Raw genomic sequence first — 24,322 nt, forward strand, 5'->3', positions numbered from 1 at the left:
ATATTTTTAAACTATAAAAATTAGTTTCAAGTCTCAAAGAAATCTTACCCTAAAAAAATCTAAAAACCCTCGCCTGGTTTCGACGAGGGTTTTTCTTTTAACTTTATCGAAGATTATTTCAATAGCATCATCTTCTTAACTAAAAATCCATCATCAGAAATTAATTTATAATAGTAGATTCCACTTGTTAAATCAGATGCATTCCAATTGTACTTATAATATCCGGCGCTTAACTGATTGTTTACCAATGTTGCAACTTCTTCACCAATGCTGTTGTAAATAACCAGTTTTACTTTTGCATCCTTTGGTAAAGAAAATTCAATTGTTGTGCTCGGATTAAATGGATTCGGATAATTTTGTGATAAAGTAAATTCATCCGGAACTCCGACTTCGATTGATTCGTTTAGTAAATAGTATTTGTAAGTTCCGTCAAAATCAATTTGTATTAATCGGTAATAATAAGTTCCTGGAATAAGTCCTTTGTCGGTGAAAGAGTAGTTATTTATTTCGGTTGAAGTACCTTTACCTCTTGTAAATCCTATTGTTGTCCATTCATTTTTATCCGATTTTCTTTCAATAGCAAATCCTGAATTGTTTGTCTCGGTTGCAGTGGACCATATCAAAGTTACAGAATTTCCCGAAGCAGAAGCTGTAAAAGAACTTAATTCTACCGGAATTGTTGATGCTTCGTCAGCGCCTTTGTATGGAAATTGATTATTACGTGGATCACCATCAAAGTCATCGGGAATGCCTGCTAACGGTAAACCAGCCAAATCAGAATCACCATCGGAGGGAGGAACCAGATGTAAATCAGTTACAGAGACGAAAGATACATTTTTAAATATACTGTTTTGCTCATTAGGTGCTAAAACAGTTTTGTAAGCAGTTAAATCATTATATCCCGTAGTACCAACGAATGTCTGGAAACTATTGGTTCCATCAGCATAATAACAGTTATAGTCAATATCGTAAGTACCATTTGTATCAACGAGAGCAAACCCAATATGATTAACATTTCCACCGGTCCTCTGATTGATTGCAATATTATTTTTCATATTTAAGGTTATAGCAGATGCACTTATTCTTATTCCGGCAGAAGTAGTGGCTCCGGCAGTGCCTCCTGAATGATTTCCACCAACCAGAACTGTGTTATAAAAAATGTTTGCTGTGTAAGCATTGCTTCCACGAAAATCAATTCCGGCGATTGTTTGAGCATTCAGATTATCGAGTGTATTTGAAATCATATTATTTTCAACGTTAAAAATCGTTCCTGCAGCAGGCCCGGCCGAATAAATTCCTCTTATGCTTGATGATGAAGTGGAAGTAGTTTGCAAATCATATATCCAGTTCTTTCTTAAATCATATGTAGCCCCAGCCATGGTTGTCATAATAATTCCGGAAACAATTGTACTACTTACACCAACAGTCTGATAAATTTTATTTGAGTCTGCTGTAAAGTTCATTCCACCGGAAACTACCCATATTCCCGCATAACCCCAGTTGAATATTTCGCATTGAGAAACTCTGTTGTTATTGTTTGGAACAGTTGTAGAGCCAGCGATTCCCACTCCGCTTCTTCCACCTTCTATCTTACAATTAGTTATTAAGTTGCTATCGTTACCCGTTGTAGTCGAAGTCCCAATAACAATAGCTCTTGGTCCGGCTGTGTTTTGAGTGTTATTCAGAACATGCACATACTTGATAACATTATTAGAAGCACCGTTTTGTAACCATATTGAATTCGAATTTGTACCTGTAGTTGCCAGATTTTGAATTTTGAAATCGGGAGAATTGCCAACTCCTCCTGGTCTTCCATCAATAATAACATAATCTGCATCATTCAATATCAGAACTCCAGCTGTTGATGTTGCTGAAATTATTTCACCGGAATTTCCTGAAGCCGGCCGGATTGTGATCGTGTTTGTTGCACTTGCGCCATCCTTGGCTCCAAGAGTAATAGGAATGGTTTCAGAGCTTTGATCATAAGCCGGAAGAATTTCAATTAAATAAGAATCGCTTAATGGAGTTGGAATAGCATTGTATGCTTCTGCAATTGATGCATGAGTACTTACAAGTGTTCCTCCACCAGTTCTCAATTCAACAGAGCCAGCTTGAGGAAAGATCGAGATGGTGCATAAAAAAATAATGAGAAGTAAATAGATTTTTTTCATAGTACCTCCTGAAATAATTTGTGATTGTTAGCCCAGAAAATTCGATGAGTCTTTACTTAAATATGTATATACAATATTTATTTAGCAAGAAAAAAATAATATTGAAGAAAAATTTTGATAATATATAAATTGCTTCAAAAGATATGATTATCTGAAAATATTCCCGACACCGAGTATGTAATTCGGATCAAGTTCTTTCTTTATCGCTTTCATCCGTTCAACTATCGCTTTTCCGAACATATCAAGCAAATATTCAGTTTTAATTTTACCAATTCCATGCTCGGCAGATACTGTGCCTTTGAGCTCAATTGCTTTAAGACAAATCTTTCGGTAAAGTTCTTTACCACTTAGAAATTCATTTTCATTTTTTGGCAGGATGTTTAAATGAAAATGTGAATTACCAAGATGACCATACAAAACAAAATCTATATTTGATGTTGACATTAAATTAATCAGGAAATGATAAAAGTTTTTCATTTCATTATCAGGCACGGCAACATCAGTTCCGAGCTTTCTGAAATTGTTTCTTGTAATGTATTCGTTCACTTTCCAGGAAATTGCGTGACGAAATTCTTCTATTTGTTTTCTCTCTGATTCATTGGTAGCAAACCATATTTTTTCTTCATCAATATTATATTCTGAGATTAATGAAAACCATTTCTCAATTAGTTTATCTTCAGTGGAAAGAGTTGCTTCCTGTTCAAACCAAACAGCTGCATTTGATTTCAGCGGAATGTTCGGGAAATCAAAAGATAAAAATTTTAATGAATTGCTATCAAAAAATTCCAATGCCAGAGCATCAATTTCATCAGAAAGATTTTTTGCTCTGGTTTGAAAAGAAATATCTCTCGCTCTGTCAACAAAGTTTATTGCATCAATTTCATCTTTAAAGAAAGCAACCATTGAAATTATTCTTTCAGGATAAGGAAGAATTTTTAATTTAATTTTTGTAAATACTCCAAGTGTTCCTTCCGAACCGATGAATAAATCAATTGCATCCATTTTTGGTCTGATAAAATAACCGGAAGCATTTTTCGTTACAGGAAGATTTATTTCAGGAAGGTCGAGTGAAATTTCTTTTCCTGATTTTGTTGTGAGATTTAATTTATTTCCTTTTGCTAAAACTTCTCCCCGTTTGAGATAAATCTCATCGCCATCTGATAAAATTATTTCAAGCTCCAGAATAAAATTTCTCGTTGCACCATATTTAAATGTTTTTGCGCCAGAAGCATTCGTTGCAACAGTTCCACCAATAAAACAATTTTTTTCTGTCGGGTCGGGAGGATAAAAGCGGTTAACTTTTTTTAACTCATCGAGTAAGTGAGAAAGGTAAACTCCAGGTTCAACGATTACATAATTTTCTTCGGTGTTGATTTCAATAATATGATTTAGTTTCTCTGTTGAAACAACAATTCCTTCTTCCGGAACCCTTGCGCCGGTTAAACCTGTGCCTGCACCGGCGATAGTTACTTTTGTTTTCTGTTCATTTGCTTCTTTGAGAATTTTTCTCAGCTCTTCTTTGTTCTGAGGGATATAAACTGCTTCACAACTTCCTTTATAATTTGAAGCATCAGTCAGATAGTTCTGTAATTCGTCTTGTTTGGTTTTAATTATCATCAGAAAATCTTTCTCTCAAAATCTTTCTTAAAAATAATAAATATTGTTTTTGAATCTTTATGTCCGGTATTTCTGAATCACGATGAAGATTGGATTTTATTTTCAACCATTGAAGAAGAAGATCAACCGCATCAAACAAATTGATATTTGGAAATCCATTGTCTCTGAGATAGTGAATCAGTTTAAGTGTTCTGAATGCATCGAACCAGTAAATTTTTTGTTTCTGAATCTCTTCTGCCGATTGATTATTCTTTAATATTCTTTCCCAATCTCTTTCAAAATTCTGACTTATTAAAAAGTAGTAAAGTCCGGAATTAATTTCTTTTGCTTTATTAAGAATGCTTTTTGTATCACTAACATTATCAGATGAAAAATAGTTTAACCAATTCTTTAATATTTTAAATGATTCAGGATTATACCCAACATACTCATCTTGCTTTTTACTTAAATGTCTTGTAATTCTTTGTCCTGTTCCAAAAGGAACACGCCAGGATTTTCTTGATGAAGGAAATACAAGTGGTTCTGAAACAGTAGAAATCTTTTCAAGTTTTGCAAGCTTCTCTAAAAAGTAATAATCTTCACCGGCTTTTCTTTTATTCATTCCGCCGGCTTTTATGTATGATTGCACATCACAAATGATTGTTGAACCAATTGTGTGATAATCATAATATGATTTTGCAAACTTCAACCCCAAACGATGATATCGCAGAAAAATTTCATAGCAAATAATTGCTTCAGCTTCAGGGGAATCTTCCGAATAAAGATGTTCATATTCAATCACAGCAGAGTGCAAATCTTTTTTGTGGAATTCTGATGTAACTTTCAAAAGATAATCAGAGCTAACGGTGCAATCGGCATCAAGAAAGAAAATGATTTTTTTACTGTCAGAACTATAATCAAATTTTTTTAATGCTAAATCACAACCAATTTTTCTTGCTAAACCAACTCCTGCAAATTTATCAGGCAATTCTTTCCCTTTTGAAGCTGCATCAATGAATGAGAGATTAAGATTACCTTTATAGCTTTTTAGTAATTGAATTGTTCTTTTATTATTTGATTTAATTTCATCATCAGAACTTACGGAGTTGTTAATAACAACGAGTACTAATGTTTTATTGAGCAAAGTTACATCGTTCTGTTCTAATGATTTCAGACAATTAGGAAGTTGTTCAAGTTCTGCAAGCGAAGGAATGACAATGACATTTTCAAAAAGTTTTTTGTAATCATTAGAAATTATCCAGGCATGAAAAAAAAATTTTTTCAGATATCTTTCAACAAAGTCCGGAAGTTTATCAAACGAATTCATAATTACTTTGTATAATTTCTTTTGCTTTATTGAAATCAGCTTCATTAAGCCAGAATATCTGTACACCTTCTCTTTCCATTTTTCTGAACCAGGTCATTTGTCGTTTTGCAAATGTGCAGATTGCTTTGTACAGATCGTTTTTCATCTGCTCAAATGAAATCTTACCGATTAAATATTCAGTTATGAATTTATATTCCAAGCCAAGGCGAATTAATCTTTTCGGTTCAATATTTTTATTCAACAGTGCTTCTACTTCCTGAATCATTCCTTCTTTCAATCTTTTTTCAAGTCGCTCTTTTATTCTTTTCTTCACTACATCTCTACCGGGATTTATTCCAATATTCAAAGAATGAATCTCTACTTTATTCTCAACCGGCTTTTGTGCCTTTGCTACAATAATTGCCTGAATAATTCTTTCTTTCGATTCAAAGTCAGTTATATTATGCGGAGTCGGATTTAATTCGAGTAAAATCTTTTTTAATTCATCATAAGATTTTTGTTGAAGAGAACTCCTAAACTCCTTTTCATTTTCAACTTCTTTCAAATCATAATTTTGAATTATTGAACTGAGATAAAGTCCTGTTCCGCCAACTAGAAACGGTGTTTTATGATTTGCTTTTATCTGATGATAGTAATTGAAAAAATTTTTGTAGAAATCGAATAAATTAAATTCTTCGGGAAGTTCTGTAATATCAATCAAATGATAATTAATTAATTTTCCTTCAACCACATAATCATTTAAATCTTTTCCTGTTCCAATGTCGAGATTTCTGTAAACCTGGCGTGAATCAGCAGAAATAATTTCGCCGTTAAAATGATGTGCAAGCTGAGCGGCAAGTTTTGTTTTGCCAACAGCAGTCGGTCCGAGTATTGTGATTAAATTGTAATTCATCAACAGGGAAAATAAATCCCTGCAACTTTAATTTGAAGTAACCGGAATACTAATAATGAAGATAACTCCGCCATTACTTTTTTCAGCAACATTAAAGTTTGCATTCATTGCTTTCAGGAAAAAGTCAGCTATGTCTAAACTTAAATCACCTCTTGAAACAAGCGGGAATCTTTCCGGTTGTTGAAATTTGCCTTCGTTGTAAATTCTTATCTGAACTTCTTTGCCAAGATATTCTGTACTGAAAAATATTTTTCCACCTGAAGGTAGTTCTGAACTTGCATATTTAATCAGTTCATAAATTGCAACATGAAATTTTCTTGGATCAATATTAACAGTACAGTTCTGAGCAAACTTTTTATAAAGCTTTATGTTTTTTGATTCAACAAATTCAGATAGTAAATCAAGAATGTTGTTTAATAAATCATTTAACTGTACAGAAGTTTTTCTAATGTTAGATTTTTTTTCAGCAAAGTCAGAAGTAGATTGAAGAAGATCGAGAACAGAATTTGCCTGCATTGTAAGTAATGTTATCACTCTTTTTATTTCGTCGGGAATATCAAATCGTGAAATAATGCTTGTGTAATGTTTTATTGTAAGCATCGGGGATTTAATATCGCCAAGCAAAAATTTAGATACATCTCCAATCACACTTAAATGTTTCTTGGATTCGATAAGCGATAGTTGTTTTGAAAGCAGAATACTTTCGCCAGCAAGGATGCTGTAAATCTTTAACTGCCTTATGAAATTTTCTGAAAGAGTTTCTTCATTAAATGATAAAGTTGCAAATCCTTGCAGGTCGAGTTGATTGTCCAGCAGTGGAAGATAAATAACATTTGAAGCCGGGAATTCAAATGGATTATCGAAACTACCTATATATCTTGCATCGCTTTCAGGATTTGGGACGAATATTAATTTTTTAGAAGATGCTGCTTTTCCCGTAATTCCATCCGGTAACTTAACAGAAGGAATTTCGGTTTTGCCACCGATGTTATACTCAGGAATTAATTCTGATTTCTTTTCATCATAAAGAAAAATTAATCCTCGATCTGAACCGGTAAGCAAAAGAAAATTTTTCAATATGGATTGAACTGTTAAATCAAGATTTTGATTTGCACTAATCTGGTTGAGAATAAGATTAAAATTTTTCAGACTGATTTTTTCTTCAAGAATTGGTTCAAGTTCTTCTTCAACAGGAACTATTTTTGCTTGCTCTTCTTCCTCCTTTTGTTCTTCTTGTTCTTGAGCTACATCGTTTATTTCCTCTTTAAATTCAACATCAGGATTGTTTTCATAAACGAAATCTGCATCAAGAAAGGTTTCATCTTCATTTTGATTATATAATTCAAAATCTTCTTCCGGATCTATTTCCTGAAATTCAGTTTCCGGTTCTGATTTTTTTTCTTCGACTTTTATTTCATCATTATGATAAATTTCTTCGAACTCATCAAGCTCTTTAAGATAATCCGGAAGTTCAATCTTCTCTTTTCCATTATTGTTATTTTCTTCAGCAACAGGTTGAGTATTATTTTCAACATCAACCAATTCATCTTTTGTTTCTTCGTTTTGAATGGGTTGTTCTTCATCCGGACTTTCTGAAATGAAATCTTCTTCAGTGAGATTAGTAAAATCAATTATGTTTTGTTTTATGGTTGGAATATTCTTCAAAAGATTTTCAAAATCCTGTTTACTGATTTTATAAACAGTTGAATCAGTTTCAGCCATTGCTGAAGATGTTCGGTTGGATTTTTTTATAATTTCTTTTTCACCAAAGAATTCATTCTCCCTTCTGAATTGTAATTTCTTAACACCATTTTCTTTAATCTTAATTTTTCCTGAAACAACCAGATAAACAAAATTACTTTCTTCACCACTTTCATAAATGATTTCGCCTTCCTTAAAATCCTCATACAATTTTCCGTTAAGATTTACTGGAAGGGAATTATTTTTTATTCCGTTAAAAAGAATATTCAGAAAAATTGAATCGTTATTTTTTGTGGCAATCATTTACTTGTATTCCTGTTAATATTTATTAAATACATCAAATTTTGGCAAAATTTAAGCCATTAAGTTGATTGACAGAAGTCAAGAAAAACCGCTTAAAATAGGTTCATAATAAAATTATTTGGTATTTTTACACAAAAAGAAACCAAATTTTTCCTAAATCATCTTACGCAATGGAAGAAAAAGAATTAGTAGAACTTGCTAAAAATGGTGACAGAAAAGCGCTTGCAAAACTTGTAAAAGATCACGAACAAACAGTTTATAATTTTGCTTTTAAGATTTGTCGCGACCGTGAAAAAGCTGAAAATATAATGCAGGAAACTTTTCTGAGTATGGTAAAACACTTAAATCAGTTTGATGGAAACTCAAAACTTTCAACCTGGTTATACAGAATAGTTTCCAACCACTGTTTGATGCAAGCGAGAAAAGAAAAAAACAGATACTTTGTTTCGATAAATGAAGATAATGAAGATGATCTTTATGAAGATAGATATGTTGCTGACTGGAGCAGAATTCCGAATCTTAATGTTGAAAACGATGAACTAAGAAGAATACTTGATGAATCAATAGATAAACTTGCACCGGATTACAGAGTTGTTTTCTTACTTCGTGATGTTGAAGGTTTATCTACTGAAGAAACCGCAAAGGCAACAGATTTATCTGTTCCTGCAGTTAAATCAAGATTACACAGAGCAAGAGCATTTTTAAGAAAAGAATTAAATGAGGCATTCAGCCGATGAGTAAAGAAAATCCAAATTGCAAAGAAGTTATGCAGCACATTTGTGAAAGTTTAGGTGAAGACCTGAACTCTGAAAAATGTATTGCAATAAAACATCATCTTGATAATTGTTCAGGATGTCAGAGTTATTTTAAAACCGTTGAACTTACAATTGATCTTTACAAAAAATACAATGTTGAGATTCCTCAGGATGCTCACAAACGATTAATGAATTTTCTGAACCTTTCGGACTGCGACGAATAATTAAAGGAACTTAAATGAAATTATCTGCGTTATTCACATTATTCATAATTTTAACTTTCAATATGTTTGCACAATCAACTTCTGATGTACCTTCAATAAACATAGATGAATTTATAAATCTGATTGAGAAGGATTCATCTGTAATCATTCTCGATGTAAGAACTCCTGCTGAACTAGCCGGACCATTAGGTAAAATTAATAAAGCAATAAACATCCCAATTCAGGAATTGCCTGACCGGATAGATGAATTAAAACCTTATAAAGACAAACAGATCTACGTAATCTGCCGAACTCAGAATCGCTCTTATGCATCTTCACAGTTCTTAAATAAAAACGGATATAAGTCGATTTATGTTACCGGAGGAATGACAGAATACTACAATAAAAAAAATCTGAATAAATAGATTTAGAAAATTTAAACCTTCCGCAGTAGCAAATTTCTTTTGTGGTTGTATTTCCGATATTTTTTTAATGACCTTAAAATAAATTTTCTGAACTAATTTTATAATTAGTGTTGTTTCTCAGTCATTGTATGTGGCTAATAATTGCCCTTTAATTATGACATAAGTAATTGGTAATTAAAGCACGGACAACTATTTTTGACAAAATTTTTGAGAGAATTAGTTATAGCATAATTGTTACACTTTCCAGGAAATTAAAAATGTTGAAACATAACACTCAGCGGAGGTCCGCATGAAAAAATTTTCTTACCAATTTATTTTCATTTTATTAATATTTATTTCATTTCAAACTTCACTCCTCTCACAAAGCGGTAAAATAGCAGGTAAAGTAATCGACGGAACAAGTAACGAAGGTATTCCTTTTGTCAATATCATTATTGAAGGTACTAATTATGGTGCTGCCTCTGATATTGATGGGAATTACAGTATCATCGGAGTTCCGCCGGGAACATACAATCTTAAAGCTTCTGCAATTGGTTATAATCCGCAAACTGTTCAGGGAGTTAAAGTTTCAATTGACCTGACAACTCAGGTTAATTTTACGCTTTATGAAACAAGTATTGAACTGAAAGAAGAAGTTGTTGTAGTAGCAACTCGTCCACCTGTAACTAAAGATTTAACTTCGTCAACATCTATAATCGGTGCTGATGAAATATCTGTTTTGCCGGTTACTGAATTTCAGGAAGTATTAAATCTTAAAGCAGGAATTGTTGGTGGCTCAGTCCGTGGTGGAAGAAAAGGTGAAGTTGTTTATGCAATTGATGGTGTTCCTGTAACAGATGTTTACGATGGTTCAACGGTTGTTGATGTGAATGCAAATTCAATTCAGGAACTTCAGTTTATCAGTGGTGCATTTAATGCTGAATATGGAAGAGCACTTTCTGGTTATGTTAACATCGCAACAAAAGATGGTGATAATAAGTTTAACGGAACTTTCACTTCTTATATTGGTGATTATTACAGCACTAACGATAAAATCTTCCGCGACATCAAAAACTTTCAGCCAGTTAATATCAGAAATTTCGAGGGAAGTTTCAGTGGTCCTATCATTCAGAACACTTTATTCTTTTATCTGAATGCAAGATATATTTACTTTGGCGGATGGATAAACGGAAAGAGAGTGTTTAATCCTTGGAACATAACTGAAAATCGCGGCGCATCTTTCCCGCTTGCAGAAAGATATATTTTAAGTGTTAATCCTGATAGTGGTTTGGGCGATGGCAAAATTGTTCCGATGAATTGGAACGAAAAAATTTATGGTCAGGGAAAACTTACTTACAGACCATTTACCAATTTTAAAATAAACTATAGCTATTTCCTCGATAAGGTTGATTATCAGGATTACGATCATTCATTTGCCTATAATCCTGATGGTGATTATAAGAGATTCAGAAAAGGATATACAAACATTCTCGGTTTAACTCACACACTTACTCCAAATTCATTTTACACTCTGAACTTTACATACTTCTTCAAGAGTTACAAACAGTATGTGTATGAAGATCCGAATGATCCAAGATATACTAATGATGTATTGCTCGGTCAACAGCCGGCTGAGGTTCCAAGTTTCAGAACAGGTGGAACTCAGGCAGGAAACTTTAAGAGACTTACAAATACTTACGGTGTGAAATGGGATTTCACCTCGCAGGTTGATAAAATTAATATGGTAAAATTTGGTGTTGAATTTAATTATCACAACCTCGGATTTGATGATATTTATCTTATGCAACCACTAAATACAGAAGACCCAAGAGTTACAAGAAATCCTTTCGTCAGAAGATACATACCTAATCCGGATGACCCGAATGAAAATCTTAACATCAATCGTTATATCCGCAAGCCAATAGAATTTTCTGCATATCTACAGGACAAAATTGAATTAAATGAAATGATCATAAATGTTGGTGTTCGTATGGATTATTTTAAACCAGATGGAAAGCTTCTGGTTGATCCAACTGATCCTGATGTTTACAGACCAAAGAAACCGGAAAATATTGCTCTTTCGCTTGAAGAAAGAAAAGCTAAATGGTATAAAGATCCAACTGATAAAATACAACTTAGTCCAAGACTTGGTATAGCTTTTCCGATTACCGACAGAGGAGTAATTCACTTTTCATACGGACACTTTTTCCAGATTCCAAACTTTGATATTCTCTTCACTAACCCTGAATATAAGTTTGGTTTCGGAACTGGTAACCTTGGAATTGCCGGTAACCCAGACTTAAAGCCACAACAAACAATAAGTGGTGAAATTGGATTGCAACAAGCTTTAACTGATGATATCACTTTTGACTTAACAGGTTATTTCAGAGATATAAGAAATCTTGCCGGAACAAGAGCAGATGAAATAAGAATATTTGGCGGAACTTCCACTTACAGTCAGTTTGTGAATAGTGACTTTGGATTTGTTAAAGGAATTGTTTTCACATTAACAAAAAGATTGTCGAACAACTGGTCAGCTACAATTGATTACACATTCCAATCAGCAAAAGGGAATGCATCTGATCCGGCAGCAACACGAAATGCTATCGCCGGTGGTGCTCAACCAGAAATTCAGTTAGTCAGATTAGATTGGGACCAGACTCATACGGTTAATGCAACATTTTCATATACATCAGAAGCTGATTGGGGCTTTAGCTTGATTGGCTCTTATGGAAGTGGTTTTCCTTATACTCCGACACAATCATTTAATCTATCGGCGTTGTTAACAAATAGCGAACTTAAACCATCTTCATTCAATGTTGATTTAAGAGCTTATAAAGATATTCAGCTTGGTTTTATGAAAATTAGTTTCTTCACCCGTGTTTACAATTTGTTTGATATTCAGAATCAGGTTAATGTTTACAACGACAGCGGCACAGCAGATTTTACAATTGATGAATATTTAAGACGCAGAGAGGGAAATCCTGAATTAGTTAATACACTTGATGAATATTACCGAAACCCAACATTTTATTCTGAACCAAGAAGAATAGAAGTTGGAGCAACATTATTCTTTTAATGGAAAAAAACGGATTAAAAATTATGAAAGTAAATGTTAAATATCTGATAATAGTTTTAGCTTTGTTATCAATGCTTCCATTGGAAGTATTTGCACAACAGCGAATTACAGAAAGAGGAACTCCTAATTTCAGAAAAGTTGGAGTTCATCGCGGTAATCAGGTTAGAACCGTGTTTACAAATTACGGAGTTATTGCTCAACCTGGTAATGAAGGACCAAGAGGTGCCTGGCGTTATGACGCTAATGGATATGTTGGCGATGTCTCACCACTTGTTGGACTCAGACTTCCGATAAGAGATTGGAGACCGGATTCACTTAACAGACCTGATACAATTTATTCTGTTATAATTACGCCGGTTGATCGTCCCGGAGGTGGAGAAGGTGGCATTGGTGGTTCTTATACTTTCGAACCAATTCCCGGATTTGCCAATCCATTTACCAAGGAAGTCGGTAAAGGTGTTGCGATGAGTCATCAACCGGAAACCTGGCCTCCATTCTGGCCAGATTATCCGGATTGGACTTACTCTGGTGATCCGATAATTATTGACGGAAAAGATGTTACTCCTCAGGTTGACTGGAACGGATTTTTTGGAAGAGGACAACTAAATGCTGATCAGGAAAGTTATTTCTGGATGGATGATAACCGGGATCAGGAAGCTTATTTATCTTATGGATTCTTGCCTGATAGTCTGGATGCCTCGAGAAGAGGACAGGCAATTCAGGTTTCGGTGAGAGGACTTCAGTGGTCAAACTTCCTTGCCCAGGATGTAATTTTCTGGCTTTATAATATTAAGAATGATGGAACTGAAAATTATGATCAGGCAGTGTTTGGTGTATTGGTCGGAACTTATGTTGGAGTAGAAAACCCTGAATGGAATGATGATGTATCCTTCTTCGACATACGCGAAGCAATAACTTATACCTGGGATTTTGACAGATATATTTCTCCATCTGCAAATCCAAGGTGGTTACCTGATCCTACACAAGTCGGCTACATTGCTTATGCATTTCTTGAATCGCCCGGAAACGAATATGATGGCATTGATAACGATGCAGATAATGATAACGGCTATGATTGTTATTCACCTTTCGCAACAAACTTTGTTGAAGCGGATTTTCAACCCAGAACTGTTCAGGCAGGACAAAAATTAGTCTTGATTGATAAGAATACTTTTCAAAGAACTGCTTTCACCATGCCAAATGATACAGTAACTGTTTATTCGATGGGAGTTCCTTTCTTCCTTCAGCCGGGTGTTACAGAATTAAGAGAAGGGGATTTTATTCAGCAGTCAAGTGAAGTTAATCCAAATGCGATAGATGGAATTGATAATGACCTTGACGGAATTATTGATGAAAGCTTTCTTGTTCATTACAGAGTTTTAAAAATTGACAGATCAGGACAGGTTCCGATTGTCCTGATTGATCAGCTTGCACCTGTTATGTACAAAGATTTTGTTGGAAATCTTGGAACAACTGATAAAATGCTCGATGAGTCGAGAAGTGATTTAGCTGATAATGATTGTGATTGGGATGCAGAATTTGATGATGTTGGTGCAGATGGAAAAGCTGGTACAAATGACTTTGGTGAAGGCGATGGTATTCCAACACCAGGTGAACCAAACTTTGATGCTACTGATGTTGATGAATCAGACCAGATTGGTTTGACATCATTTCAGTATTTCGTGCCTGCCGGTGTTATTACGATGAGTGATGATTTTGATATGTGGAGAAGAATGAAACCAGGATTTTTCCAGGTACCAAGATCAATCGTAAATAATGTTGCTATCCGTGGCGAAGATGGTGATTTTATTTATGGCTCAGGTTATTTTCCACTGCTTGCAGGTAAGACTGAGAGATTTTCATTAGCGCTTGCTTTCGGATCAGATTTCCCAGCCGTTCTTAAGACAAAACAAATAGCTCAGACTATTTATAATGCTAATTACAATTTCCCAAAACCACCGGAAAAACCAACAGTTACAGCAGTTGCCGGTGATGGAAAAGTTACACTTTATTGGGATCGAGTTGCAGAAGAGTCCGTTGATCCAACTTTAAGAGTAAAGGATTTTGAAGGTTATAAAATTTATAAAGGAACTGATCCTGATTTATCTGACGCACTGCAAATTACGGATTTCAATGGAAACAAAGTGTTTTACAAACCTATTGCTCAATTTGATTTGATTAATGGAGTAAAAGGATTGTTTGTTCCATCAGCAACATTGTATGAATTAACAAGCGGTGCTCCTTTCTATCTTGGTTCTGATAATGGTATTCAGAATTTCTATGTTGATAATGATGTTATAAACGGAAGAACTTATTATTACGCAGTAGTTGCTTATGACAGAGGAGATCCAACAAAAGATATTTTCCCATCAGAGAATACAAGATTTATTTCGAAGGACGCTCTTGGAAATATTTCAACAGACATTAACACAGTCGCAATAATTCCAAATGCGCCTGTTGCCGGATATGTTCCACCGGCATCGGGATTAGCTGCTTCCAGAGAAAGCGGTTACTCAAATGTGGTCCCTTATTTTGAGGTTCTTGATCCGACAAGAGTTGCTGACAAAAATTATAAAATTGTTTTCAACGATAAATACTATGTAACACCAGGTAATCTTAAAGATAGTATCAGCATATCTGATAAATATTCTGTTATTGACCTTGCAACTAATAATGTGGTATTAAACAATGCAGCAATTCAACCTGAAAACGGAATAGTATTTAACGGAACAAGATTATCAATCGACCCTTCATATCAATCGTTGGATAGCATCAGACTCGACAGAAACAGAAGTGGATGGAATAACAACAGACCCGGTAATTTGCGATTTACTGTGGACCAATTTGTCTCTGCAAATCTAAGTGCTACAAAATATCCAAGAGATTATATGTTAGTTTTCACTGATGCTTATCAGGATTCTTCTAATAAATTAACTCAGATTTTCGGTAACTCAGCGCCTCCTGCGAAGCTTGTAAATTTCAGAGCGTATGATATTACTGATAAAAATAATCCCGTTAGAGTTCAATTTGGATTCAGTGAACTTTCACCATTCAGAAGAGATACCATATCATTTAATGATGTTGTGATTCTTTCAGACGCTGAAGGAAAGAAATTCTCCTGGAGAATAACTTTTAACGGTGATAGTTCATCGAATTTCCCAATAGGTGGAGACACTTTATTCCTCTATATAAATAAACCATTAACTGGTCAGGATGTATTTACATTCTCAACATCAAAACCAGCTTACGATCCTAACAGCGCTCTGCAGCAACTTGAAAGAGTCAAAGCTGTTCCAAATCCTTATGTCGTATCAAATGTTTATGAACAGCCACTTCCACCGACTGTAAGAGGAAGGGGTGAAAGAGTTATTTACTTCACAAATCTTCCTCCAAAGAGCAGAGTTCATATTTATACTTCGAGTGGAAATCATGTTAAAACTATTGAACACGATGGAGATTTAAATGATGGCACCGTTGTTTGGGATGTGAGAACAAAAGAAGGTTTGGATGTTGCATATGGAGTTTATTTCTATGTTGTTGAAATGGATGGCGTAAGTGAGAAAAAGACTGGCAAACTTGCAATTATTAAATAAGATTTTAAGTGGAGTTTAATATGAATAAAAAAATAATCTCTCTGATTTTAATAATAGCAGCAAGCGCTTTAATAATTCCACAATCGAAAGTTGGAACTACTGCTGCAAACTTTTTAACAATTCCTGTTGGACCAAGAGCTACTGCAATGGGAGGAGCTTTCTCTGCAGTTGCTAATGATGCTACAACTTCATTCTGGAATCCCTCAGGTTTATCACGAATGAACAGAAGTGAGTTTACCGTAACCACTGCTGAATGGCTTGTTAATACAAGACTTAACTGGATTGGGCTTGCATTCAAATTCGATGATGATAATGCCGTGGGTGTAAGTATAAACCAACTTGATTATGGTGAAGAAGAGATAACCACACCTGACCAACCAGATGGCACTGGTCAGAAATGGTCAGCAAATGATCTTGCAGTGAGTTTATCTTATTCACGCAATTTAACAGACAGATTTTCAATCGGTGGAACCGTAAAATACATAACTCAGAAAATCTGGAACGAAAGTGCTTCTGCATTTGCTCTCGATATTGGTTTACTGTTCTACACAGAACTTGATGGATTAAGATTAGGTGCAAACATTTCTAATTTCGGAACCGAAATGAAACTTGATGGAAAAGATTTGAAGAGACCAATAGATGTTGATCCTTCAAATGCCGGTAACAATCCGAATATTGCAGGTTCTCTTGATACAGATAGTTGGCCTCTTCCGTTAGTTTTTACAGTCGGGCTTGCTTATGATTTGAATTTTTTTGAACAGTGGAAAGTTACTTTAACATCTGATGCTGTGATTCCTAATAACCAATCAACACACACAAATGTTGGTGTTGAAGTTGGTTGGAACAATATGTTATTTTTGCGCGGTGGCTATTATGGTTTGTTCAAAGATAAGAACGACAAATTATTTTCTTCCCAAAGTTCTGATGGTCTGACTGCAGGTGTAGGTGTTCAATATGACTTTGGGGATTTTTTTGCTAAGTTTGATTACAGCTATTCAAATCTCGGAATTTTTAATGAAGTGTCAAGATTCTCTTTAAGTGTTGGTCTATAAAAAATATTCACCTAACTAAATATGAGGTATAATATGAAAAAACTAGTGATTACTGCTTTGATGCTTTTCACTACATTCAGCTTCGCTCAGACAATTCCTGTTACATTTAATGTTGATATGGGCGTAGCTGCTTTCAAGGGTCAATTTAACCCATCTACTGATCAGGTTGTGATCAGAGGAGATTTCCAGGCTGACGCTGGTGACCCAGGCGGCAACTGGCAAGGAAACTTATTTGCTATGAGTGATACAGATGGTGATACCATCTACACTCTTACAGTTGATTTCCCGAATTCCACCAATGGTAATAATTATGAATTTAAATTCGTAATCGCTCCTGATGGTTGGGAAGGTTCACCGAACAGAACTTTTACTGTTCAAGCACCTGGCGTTGTTCTACCTACTTATTGGTTTAACAATGATAGCTTGTACAGAACAGCTGTAACAAATACTTTTAATTTCACTGCAGATATAAGTGGAATTCTCGGTATTGGTCTTGGTGGTGCTTTTGATCCAAACTCCGACTCACTGCTTGTTATGGGAATGACCTGGTCAGGCAATGGAACTGTACTTAATGAAGGTAACAGAAGACTCTTTAATACAGATCCATTCAACCCGGGAATTTATACAACAAGTTTAGATGTTGCAGGTTTCCTTGGTGCAAATGAGGAATGGAAATTTAAAGCTTATCCTGATAACAGATTTGCAAATACTGGATGGGAAGACAGACCAAACAGAGTAGTTACTTTTGAAGCTGATGGTACTACTCAGGATCTTGGTGTTATTGTTCCTGAAATTTTCCCACTTCTTGCACCATTGAGTTCTGATGTCAATGTTCAGATTACTGTTGATATGACAGGAGCTGTTAACTTTTACAACAATGAACCTGTTCCAATTGATCAGATTGAATTCGTAGGTATGCGTGGCGGTGCAGACTTCTTAGGAAGCTGGAACTCAGGTGGCTGCTGGTGTGCAGATGATACTACTACAGGACAGATGAAAGTTCTTCAGAGAATTCCTCAAACAAACAAATGGACTATAACAGTTACTGCTCCAGCTGGAACAAATGCCGGAAATTATGCTTATAAATTTGGTGTTATGTATCCTGGTGCTGATACTGTTAATGGTGGTTCAAATCCACTTGATAATGAAGCTGGATTCGGTCAGAACCACAGATTATTCTTATTCCAGGCACCTGGTGGATTAATTGTTATCAATAATCGTTTTGGTGATTTCACTTCTTCAGTTGATCAGATTAGTGATGTTGTTCCGGCAACTTATGTTCTTGAGCAAAACTATCCTAATCCATTCAACCCTGTAACAACAATCAGATATAGTTTGCCTAAAGAAGGTCTTGTTTCGCTAAAAGTTTATAATATCCTGGGTCAGGAAGTTGTAACTTTGGTTAATCAGGAGCAAACTGCGGGCACTTACGAAGTAAAATTCGGTGCGCCAAATATGGCAAGCGGAATGTACTTCTATACTTTGGAAGCTAATGGTGTTTCTTTAACACGTAAAATGATGCTAGTGAAGTAGTAATTGAATCTATAAAAATCAGAAAAGGCGAGTGAATAACTCGCCTTTTTTGTTGGATAAAAGAAATAAAAATTTTTCAAAGTCAGCTGATAGATAATCCTTTATGAAGCGACTTTTCAACTGCCTGTTTAAAGCTACTTAGATTGACGGGTTTCTGAAAAACAAATTCAATCCCAAGTTCGTGATAATCTGTAGCGATTGTTCTGTCAATATCACTGCTTAAAACAATCACAGGCGGTTTTCCTTTTATATCAGCTTTCTTTAACTCTTTAACAAATTCATAGCCGTTCATAACAGGCATTCCGTGATCCGTAATTACAAGTGCGGGTGGTGAAGCCAGAATTTTTTCAAGCGCTTCTTTTCCGTTAGAAGCAACATCAACATCATAATCCGGAGTAATGTTCTTCAGAATTTTTGAATAGAGTAAGCGATCAGTTTTGCTATCATCAACAATCAGGATATTTGCAGATGCAACCGGTAATGTAAACTGAAAATCAGATCCTTCACCAGGTTTGCTATCAACCCAAATTGTTCCGCCGTGCTTTTCGATTATTTCTTTTACCAATGATAAGCCAAGTCCGCTTCCTTTTTCTCCTGCTGTTCCTTCAGTTGAAAACTTAGAGTCGACTTTGAATAACTTAGGTAAATCTTCTGGTTGAATACCAATTCCTGTATCTTTTACACTGAATTTTACAAATCGTTTATTTTCTGCAGGGGTTGCACTAATAGTTATTGTGCCTTCACGGTTTGTGAATTTGATAGCATTTGAAATAAGATTATTGAAAACCTGGGCAATAAGACTTTTATCAATAAACAAAAACAACTCGTTGGTTATTTCATTTTTTATCTCGATCTGTTTTTGAATTGCAGAGCCACGCAATGCAGAAATTGAATCATTGATAATCTCAGTAATATCTATTTTCTGTGGTTCGAATCTTATTCTGCCGGTTTGCAATCTTGTCCAGTCAAGCAGCGAATTAACAAGTGAAAGCATTGAGCGCGAAGCTTCCTGAATATATTTGATGTATTGTTTTCTTTCCTCATCAGAAAGTTCATCATCGTTTTCAAGCAAATCCGTAAAGCCAAGTATTGAGCTGAAAGGAGTTCTTAAATCGTGTGAAATTATTGAGATAAATCTGTCTTTCGTTTCATTAAGTTTAATAAGATTCTGAGTTGACTTTCTCAGTTCTTCCTCTGCTCTCTTTCTGAAAGTTATATCGCTTACAAGTCCAAATAATTTCTGAATCCTGCCTGTGCCTGATCTAATTAAGTTTAATTTTGTTCTTACCCAAACAATATTTCCTTGTTTGTTAATAATCCTGAACTCGAACTCACCTGAAAGCTGAATACGGCTTTTAAGCAAGCTCATCAGCTTTGGTTTAAGAACCTTAAAATCATCAGGATGAATAATCTTTAGAAACAGTTTTGAATCGGAAAGAAAATCGGTTTGTGTGTATCCACAAATTTTTTGAATTGATGATGTGCAAAAAACAGGTCTTAAGCTAAATCCAATTCTTTCGAATGTGAAGAGGAAGTCATCAATATTTTCCGTGATGTTTCTGTACTTTTCTTCAGATTCTCTGATTGCTTTCTGTGCACGAATTCTTTCTGTTATATCTCTCGCAATTAGTACTATATAAGTTTTTTTATCAACATCAAAAGTTCCAACGGAAATTTCAGTATGGAGATAAGAGTTATCTCTTTTCTTACCAAGAAAATCAAATCGTGACGGCGCTTCTTTCTTTCGCTCAAGTAACCTGAAATACTCTGCAACTTTTATTATATCATCGTTTGAAGAAAGATCAAGAACTTCCTTGTTCAGTAATTCTTCACCACTATCATAACCAAAAATGTTTGCAAATGATTTGTTCGCAATTATAATTCTTCCATCCTGAACCAAAGCTATTCCATCATTTGATGCTTCAACAAGTGATTGATAAAGTTTTAATTCTTTTTCTTTTGATTTTATCTCTTCCAGATGATTGAAGTAACAACTTATATGCTGCAGGTTTCCAAGCTCATCAAATACAGGAACGAACACAGATTGCAAATTAATCGGAGTATCCCACTTTGTTCTGATTGGCAATTCAATTTCACTCGATGGCTTTGCACTGAATGCTGATAATTCAAAAACATTTTTGTCAAAATATTCGGGATCAATGAGGTTGTAAATTGTTGTGCCTAAAAGATCTTCTTCATTAAAACCAAGTGTGAAGATTAAAGCTTCATTTGCAAAAAGAATTTGTCCATTCAAATCAACCTGACAAATCATTTGAGGGGCTTTTAGGATTGTCTGTTTTAGCCCTTTGAGCGATGATATAAGATTTTCTTCAAAATGAATTTTTGAAGTAATGTCTTCGCATTTTACAATCGTATGATCTTTATCATCTTCAAGTTTGGTAAATGTGCATTCCAGAACAATTTTATTTCTTAAATCATCGTACTCAGTAATAATAGTTCTGTGAAAAGGTTTGGAAATAAGTTTATCTTCAATCCCTTTGATAAAGTCCTTAGTTAAAAACTTTACGAACAAATGAATTTGCTTATCGTAAAGTTCGGCTTTCTTTTTCCCGATAAATTTTTCTGCCTGAGAATTAAGGAAAACAATTTTGTTGTCTTTATCATAAACAAAAACAATTTCATCAAAAGCATTAAATAACGATTTATAGTAGTTAAGTTCTTCAGACAAAACAGAAGATGACTCTGCCTGTATAATTTCATTCGCAATATTTCTGAAGAAAAGATAGAATAAAAGGATATCTTCTTTTTGATTTATTACCGGAATTATCCGACATTCAAATCTGGAATGATTAACTGTTTCGCAAACAAGAGTTGTAATGTCTTTAGTGCTTAAACACTTTTCCAGATTTTGAATCAGTTCAAAATTGCTTTGTGGAGTAAGAATTGATTTGAAATCGTTGAATCCGGAAATTTCTGTAATTTGATTAAACTCTTGAGGAAGCTCTCTTGAATGCTGAAGAACAGAGAAATCATCAGCAAGCACAAAATAAAAATCATAACTTTTTTCAATCACACTTTGCAGATGACTCAGCTTTTTTCTGTAATCTGAAATCGCCTCAAGTACAATTTTAATATCTTCAATTATAAATACCGCTCCACTGAATTCATTCTTTTCGAATAATGGATTGGCTTTAAGAATAAGTCTTAATATTCCTTTATTCTGTAATTCCGGATTTGTGATTTCTTTTTCGAAAGGATAACCATTCAGCAGAGATTCAATTTCATCTTTAAGCTGAGAGTTGAAAATTGGTGAGATTGAAAAGATACTTTGAGAAATTAAATTACCTGAAACGGAAATATTATAGAAATCACATAAATTCAGAAAAGTTCTGTTGATGAACTCAATTTCAAGATTGTTGTTTGAAATGATAATACCGATCGGAAGGTCATTTAAAATTTCAAATGACTTCAAATCAAAGTTCTTTTCAGCATTATTTCTAAATTTATTTTCCAATTTTTCAGCATTTAATTATAAATTTTTTGTGAAATGGTTTAGGCACAGCATATTATTTAGAATAATTTATGTGCCACCAACAGTCAATAAAATGACAATATTACTCCATTTTATCACTATTATTTCTCAATTGTGAAATAATTATTTGTCTCTTTTTGGTTAAATGTATTGATATAGAAATCATTGATAAATTTTTTTCAATGGCAATTTAGGTTTCATTAAATTTCTGATACAAAAAATAAGAATTATTTTGATAACAAAATTCTTACAATCGGTTGGGAATAAAACATTACTTTTCTTTCAGGAGTTTGGACAAATCTCCACTCTTCTTGGTAATATCATTAAGTTTTTCCCTCAAATACCTCGCAGCAGAAAATTGATTTTGTTCCAAATGGAACATATTGGCGTTAATTCATTACCACTTGTTTTGATTATTGCGATATTCACCGGCGCGGTTTCCGCATGGCAAGCAGCTTATCAGTTAAAAGGAATTGCCCCATTATCATTTTTAGGTGGCGCAACAAGTCGTGCAATCATAACTGAATTGGGTCCTGTTTTAACCGGAATAGTAATTGCTGGAAGAGTTGGTGCATCAATTGCAGCAGAATTAGGAACGATGAAAGTTACCGAACAAATTGATGCTCTTGAAACAATGGCAATTAGTCCGATAAGATTTCTGGCAATGCCACGATTTCTTGCTGCGATTATAATGATGCCTATCCTGGTAATATTTGCAAATGCAATCGCAGTTCTTGGAGCTTACATTGTTTCAAATTACTTTCTTGGAGTTTCATTTGCAGTATTTTTTAATTCAGTAAAAAGATTTTTTATAATGGGAGATTTAATTGCCGGATTAGTTAAAACAATTTTTTTTGGTGGAGTGACTGCTTTACTTGGTTGCCATATCGGCTTCAGAACTGAAGGCGGTGCAGAGGGCGTTGGTTTAGCAACAATCAGATCATTTGTTGTTTCAGCAGCCTTAATTCTTATTCTTGATTATGTTCTTTGGATGCTGATATTTTGAAAAATTTGTTAGTCAGCAGTGATTTAAAGTCGAATTCAATTTCTTTTGTTCTCTAATTTATTTAAATAGCAAATAAGCATTAAAAAATTTGGAAGGAACAGTTATGAAAAACAAAATCAATTATATCTTAAAAGAAAGAAAAGAAAAGATTATCCTTCCTGAGAAGTTAGGGTTTGGTCAATACTTTACCGATCATATGTTTGAGATGGATTATTCGAAAGAAAAGGGCTGGCACAATGCAACAATAAAACCTCTCAGTGAATTATACCTTCATCCGGCTACTTCATTCATTCATTATGGACAAACGATATTCGAAGGATTAAAAGCATTCAGAACTGCTGATGATGAAATTCAGATATTCAGACCTGATACACATCTTGAAAGATTAAATAACTCAGCAAGAAGAATTTGTATGCCTGAAGTTGATACTGAATTTGTTCTTGACGCAATGAAAGAACTTATTGCAATTGACAGCGATTGGATTCCAACAAAGAAAGGAGAAGCATTATACATAAGACCATTTATGTTTGGCTATGATCCGGCATTAGGTGTTAGACCTTCATATAATTATAAGTTTATTATAATTCTTTCACCTGTTGGTGCGTATTATCCTGAGGGATTTAAACCGGTAAAAATTCTTGCTCAGGATGATTATGTAAGAGCAGTAAGAAAAGGTTTGGGTGAATGTAAAACTGCTGCTAACTATGCAGCAAGTCTGTTAGCTGCTGATGAAGCTGCAAAAAAAGGTTTTACTCAAGTTCTATGGTTAGATGGTGTTGAACAAAAATATATTGAAGAAGTCGGAACTATGAATATTTTTATCCATTTCAAAGATGAAATTGCAACACCAAAACTTACTGGCTCAATACTTCCAGGTGTAACAAGAAGATCAGTTATTCAATTATTAAAAGAGTGGGGATTAAATGTTACTGAAAGACTTATTTCAATTCGTGAAGTGATTGACGCGTATGATTCCGGAAATCTTGTTGGAGTTTTTGGAACAGGAACAGCAGCAATTATATCCTCAGTTGGTTTACTTTCTTACAAAGGAAAAGATATGATGATAAATAATGGAAATGTTGGTGAACTCGATTTGAAGTTGTTCAACGAATTAACTGCAATTCACTACGGAGAAAAGGAAGATACTCACAATTGGATATTCAAAGTTGAAAAGAAGGCAATAGAAGTATAATCCCACACAAATTTCAAAAAAC

Annotated in this window: 15 protein-coding genes; 9 read left to right on the forward strand and 6 right to left on the reverse strand. The window is 34.3% G+C overall.

Annotation, left to right across the window (positions count from 1 at the left end; genetic code table 11):
• Nucleotides 1-113: 113 nt before the first annotated feature.
• The 5 genes from Q0X14_RS12860 to Q0X14_RS12880 all read right to left on the reverse strand — a co-directional run bounded on the left by Q0X14_RS12860 (nt 114) and on the right by Q0X14_RS12880 (nt 7,990).
• Nucleotides 114-2,171 (reverse strand): T9SS type A sorting domain-containing protein, encoded by a 2,058-nt coding sequence (locus Q0X14_RS12860; protein WP_297839319.1) that lies wholly within the window; start codon nt 2,169-2,171, stop codon nt 114-116.
• Nucleotides 2,172-2,318: 147 nt separating this feature from the next.
• The gene (locus Q0X14_RS12865; protein ID WP_297839322.1) at nt 2,319-3,788 is read right to left on the reverse strand and encodes an FAD-binding oxidoreductase; all 1,470 of its coding nucleotides are present in this window, start codon (nt 3,786-3,788) and stop codon (nt 2,319-2,321) included.
• Complete coding sequence (locus Q0X14_RS12870; RefSeq protein WP_297839325.1) at nt 3,778-5,094, reverse strand: glycosyltransferase family A protein; 1,317 nt, start codon at nt 5,092-5,094, stop codon at nt 3,778-3,780. Before Q0X14_RS12870 ends, Q0X14_RS12865 begins: the two co-directional genes overlap by 11 nt.
• Nucleotides 5,081-5,986, reverse strand: coding sequence for a tRNA (adenosine(37)-N6)-dimethylallyltransferase MiaA (miaA, locus tag Q0X14_RS12875; protein WP_297839328.1), 906 nt, complete (start codon nt 5,984-5,986; stop codon nt 5,081-5,083). Before miaA ends, Q0X14_RS12870 begins: the two co-directional genes overlap by 14 nt.
• A gap of 27 nt (nt 5,987-6,013) precedes the next feature.
• Nucleotides 6,014-7,990, reverse strand: a complete 1,977-nt coding sequence (locus tag Q0X14_RS12880; protein ID WP_297839331.1) for a cyclic nucleotide-binding domain-containing protein — start codon at nt 7,988-7,990, stop codon at nt 6,014-6,016.
• 170 nt (nt 7,991-8,160) lie between these two features.
• Between Q0X14_RS12880 and Q0X14_RS12885 the strand changes: the two genes are divergently transcribed.
• The 7 genes from Q0X14_RS12885 to Q0X14_RS12915 all read left to right on the forward strand — a co-directional run bounded on the left by Q0X14_RS12885 (nt 8,161) and on the right by Q0X14_RS12915 (nt 18,609).
• Nucleotides 8,161-8,727: a sigma-70 family RNA polymerase sigma factor gene (locus tag Q0X14_RS12885; RefSeq protein ID WP_297839334.1), complete on the forward strand. Its 567-nt coding sequence runs from the start codon at nt 8,161-8,163 to the stop codon at nt 8,725-8,727.
• Complete coding sequence (locus Q0X14_RS12890; RefSeq protein ID WP_297839336.1) at nt 8,724-8,969, forward strand: zf-HC2 domain-containing protein; 246 nt, start codon at nt 8,724-8,726, stop codon at nt 8,967-8,969. The genes Q0X14_RS12885 and Q0X14_RS12890 overlap by 4 nt, the downstream gene beginning before the upstream one ends.
• Nucleotides 8,970-8,983: 14 nt before the next feature.
• Nucleotides 8,984-9,373, forward strand: coding sequence for a rhodanese-like domain-containing protein (locus Q0X14_RS12895; protein WP_297839339.1), 390 nt, complete (start codon nt 8,984-8,986; stop codon nt 9,371-9,373).
• A gap of 289 nt (nt 9,374-9,662) precedes the next feature.
• Nucleotides 9,663-12,431: a TonB-dependent receptor gene (locus Q0X14_RS12900; protein ID WP_297839341.1), complete on the forward strand. Its 2,769-nt coding sequence runs from the start codon at nt 9,663-9,665 to the stop codon at nt 12,429-12,431.
• The gene (locus Q0X14_RS12905; protein ID WP_297839343.1) at nt 12,431-16,024 is read left to right on the forward strand and encodes a hypothetical protein; all 3,594 of its coding nucleotides are present in this window, start codon (nt 12,431-12,433) and stop codon (nt 16,022-16,024) included. The genes Q0X14_RS12900 and Q0X14_RS12905 overlap by 1 nt, the downstream gene beginning before the upstream one ends.
• A gap of 20 nt (nt 16,025-16,044) precedes the next feature.
• Nucleotides 16,045-17,076 (forward strand): PorV/PorQ family protein, encoded by a 1,032-nt coding sequence (locus Q0X14_RS12910; RefSeq protein ID WP_297839345.1) that lies wholly within the window; start codon nt 16,045-16,047, stop codon nt 17,074-17,076.
• 33 nt (nt 17,077-17,109) lie between these two features.
• A complete protein-coding gene (locus Q0X14_RS12915) occupies nt 17,110-18,609 on the forward strand; it encodes a T9SS type A sorting domain-containing protein (RefSeq protein WP_297839347.1) in 1,500 nt (499 codons plus the stop codon).
• 82 nt (nt 18,610-18,691) lie between these two features.
• Here the strand turns inward: Q0X14_RS12915 and Q0X14_RS12920 are convergent, their stop codons facing one another.
• Complete coding sequence (locus tag Q0X14_RS12920) at nt 18,692-22,084, reverse strand: PAS domain S-box protein (protein WP_297839349.1); 3,393 nt, start codon at nt 22,082-22,084, stop codon at nt 18,692-18,694.
• A gap of 250 nt (nt 22,085-22,334) precedes the next feature.
• Here Q0X14_RS12920 and Q0X14_RS12925 point away from each other — a divergent pair, with 250 nt between their 5' ends.
• The gene (locus Q0X14_RS12925; RefSeq protein WP_297839351.1) at nt 22,335-23,108 is read left to right on the forward strand and encodes an ABC transporter permease; all 774 of its coding nucleotides are present in this window, start codon (nt 22,335-22,337) and stop codon (nt 23,106-23,108) included.
• Nucleotides 23,109-23,211: 103 nt separating this feature from the next.
• The gene (locus Q0X14_RS12930; protein ID WP_297839353.1) at nt 23,212-24,300 is read left to right on the forward strand and encodes a branched-chain amino acid aminotransferase; all 1,089 of its coding nucleotides are present in this window, start codon (nt 23,212-23,214) and stop codon (nt 24,298-24,300) included.
• Nucleotides 24,301-24,322: the final 22 nt, after the last annotated feature.

Source organism: Ignavibacterium sp., assembly GCF_025998815.1.
GTDB lineage: Bacteria > Bacteroidota > Ignavibacteria > Ignavibacteriales > Ignavibacteriaceae > Ignavibacterium.

Excerpts from the sequence above, each read along its gene's own strand:
- Q0X14_RS12885 (WP_297839334.1), top strand. The coding sequence starts at position 8,161 with ATGGAAGAAAAAGAATTAGTAGAACTTGCTAAAAATGGTGACAGAAAA.
- Q0X14_RS12900 (WP_297839341.1), top strand. The coding sequence starts at position 9,663 with ATGAAAAAATTTTCTTACCAATTTATTTTCATTTTATTAATATTTATT.
- Q0X14_RS12910 (WP_297839345.1), top strand. The coding sequence starts at position 16,045 with ATGAATAAAAAAATAATCTCTCTGATTTTAATAATAGCAGCAAGCGCT.
- Q0X14_RS12865 (WP_297839322.1), bottom strand. The coding sequence starts at position 3,788 with ATGATAATTAAAACCAAACAAGACGAATTACAGAACTATCTGACTGAT.
- Q0X14_RS12895 (WP_297839339.1), top strand. The coding sequence starts at position 8,984 with ATGAAATTATCTGCGTTATTCACATTATTCATAATTTTAACTTTCAAT.
- miaA (WP_297839328.1), bottom strand. The coding sequence starts at position 5,986 with ATGAATTACAATTTAATCACAATACTCGGACCGACTGCTGTTGGCAAA.
- Q0X14_RS12915 (WP_297839347.1), top strand. The coding sequence starts at position 17,110 with ATGAAAAAACTAGTGATTACTGCTTTGATGCTTTTCACTACATTCAGC.
- Q0X14_RS12890 (WP_297839336.1), top strand. The coding sequence starts at position 8,724 with ATGAGTAAAGAAAATCCAAATTGCAAAGAAGTTATGCAGCACATTTGT.
- Q0X14_RS12870 (WP_297839325.1), bottom strand. The coding sequence starts at position 5,094 with ATGAATTCGTTTGATAAACTTCCGGACTTTGTTGAAAGATATCTGAAA.
- Q0X14_RS12880 (WP_297839331.1), bottom strand. The coding sequence starts at position 7,990 with ATGATTGCCACAAAAAATAACGATTCAATTTTTCTGAATATTCTTTTT.
- Q0X14_RS12860 (WP_297839319.1), bottom strand. The coding sequence starts at position 2,171 with ATGAAAAAAATCTATTTACTTCTCATTATTTTTTTATGCACCATCTCG.
- Q0X14_RS12930 (WP_297839353.1), top strand. The coding sequence starts at position 23,212 with ATGAAAAACAAAATCAATTATATCTTAAAAGAAAGAAAAGAAAAGATT.
- Q0X14_RS12905 (WP_297839343.1), top strand. The coding sequence starts at position 12,431 with ATGGAAAAAAACGGATTAAAAATTATGAAAGTAAATGTTAAATATCTG.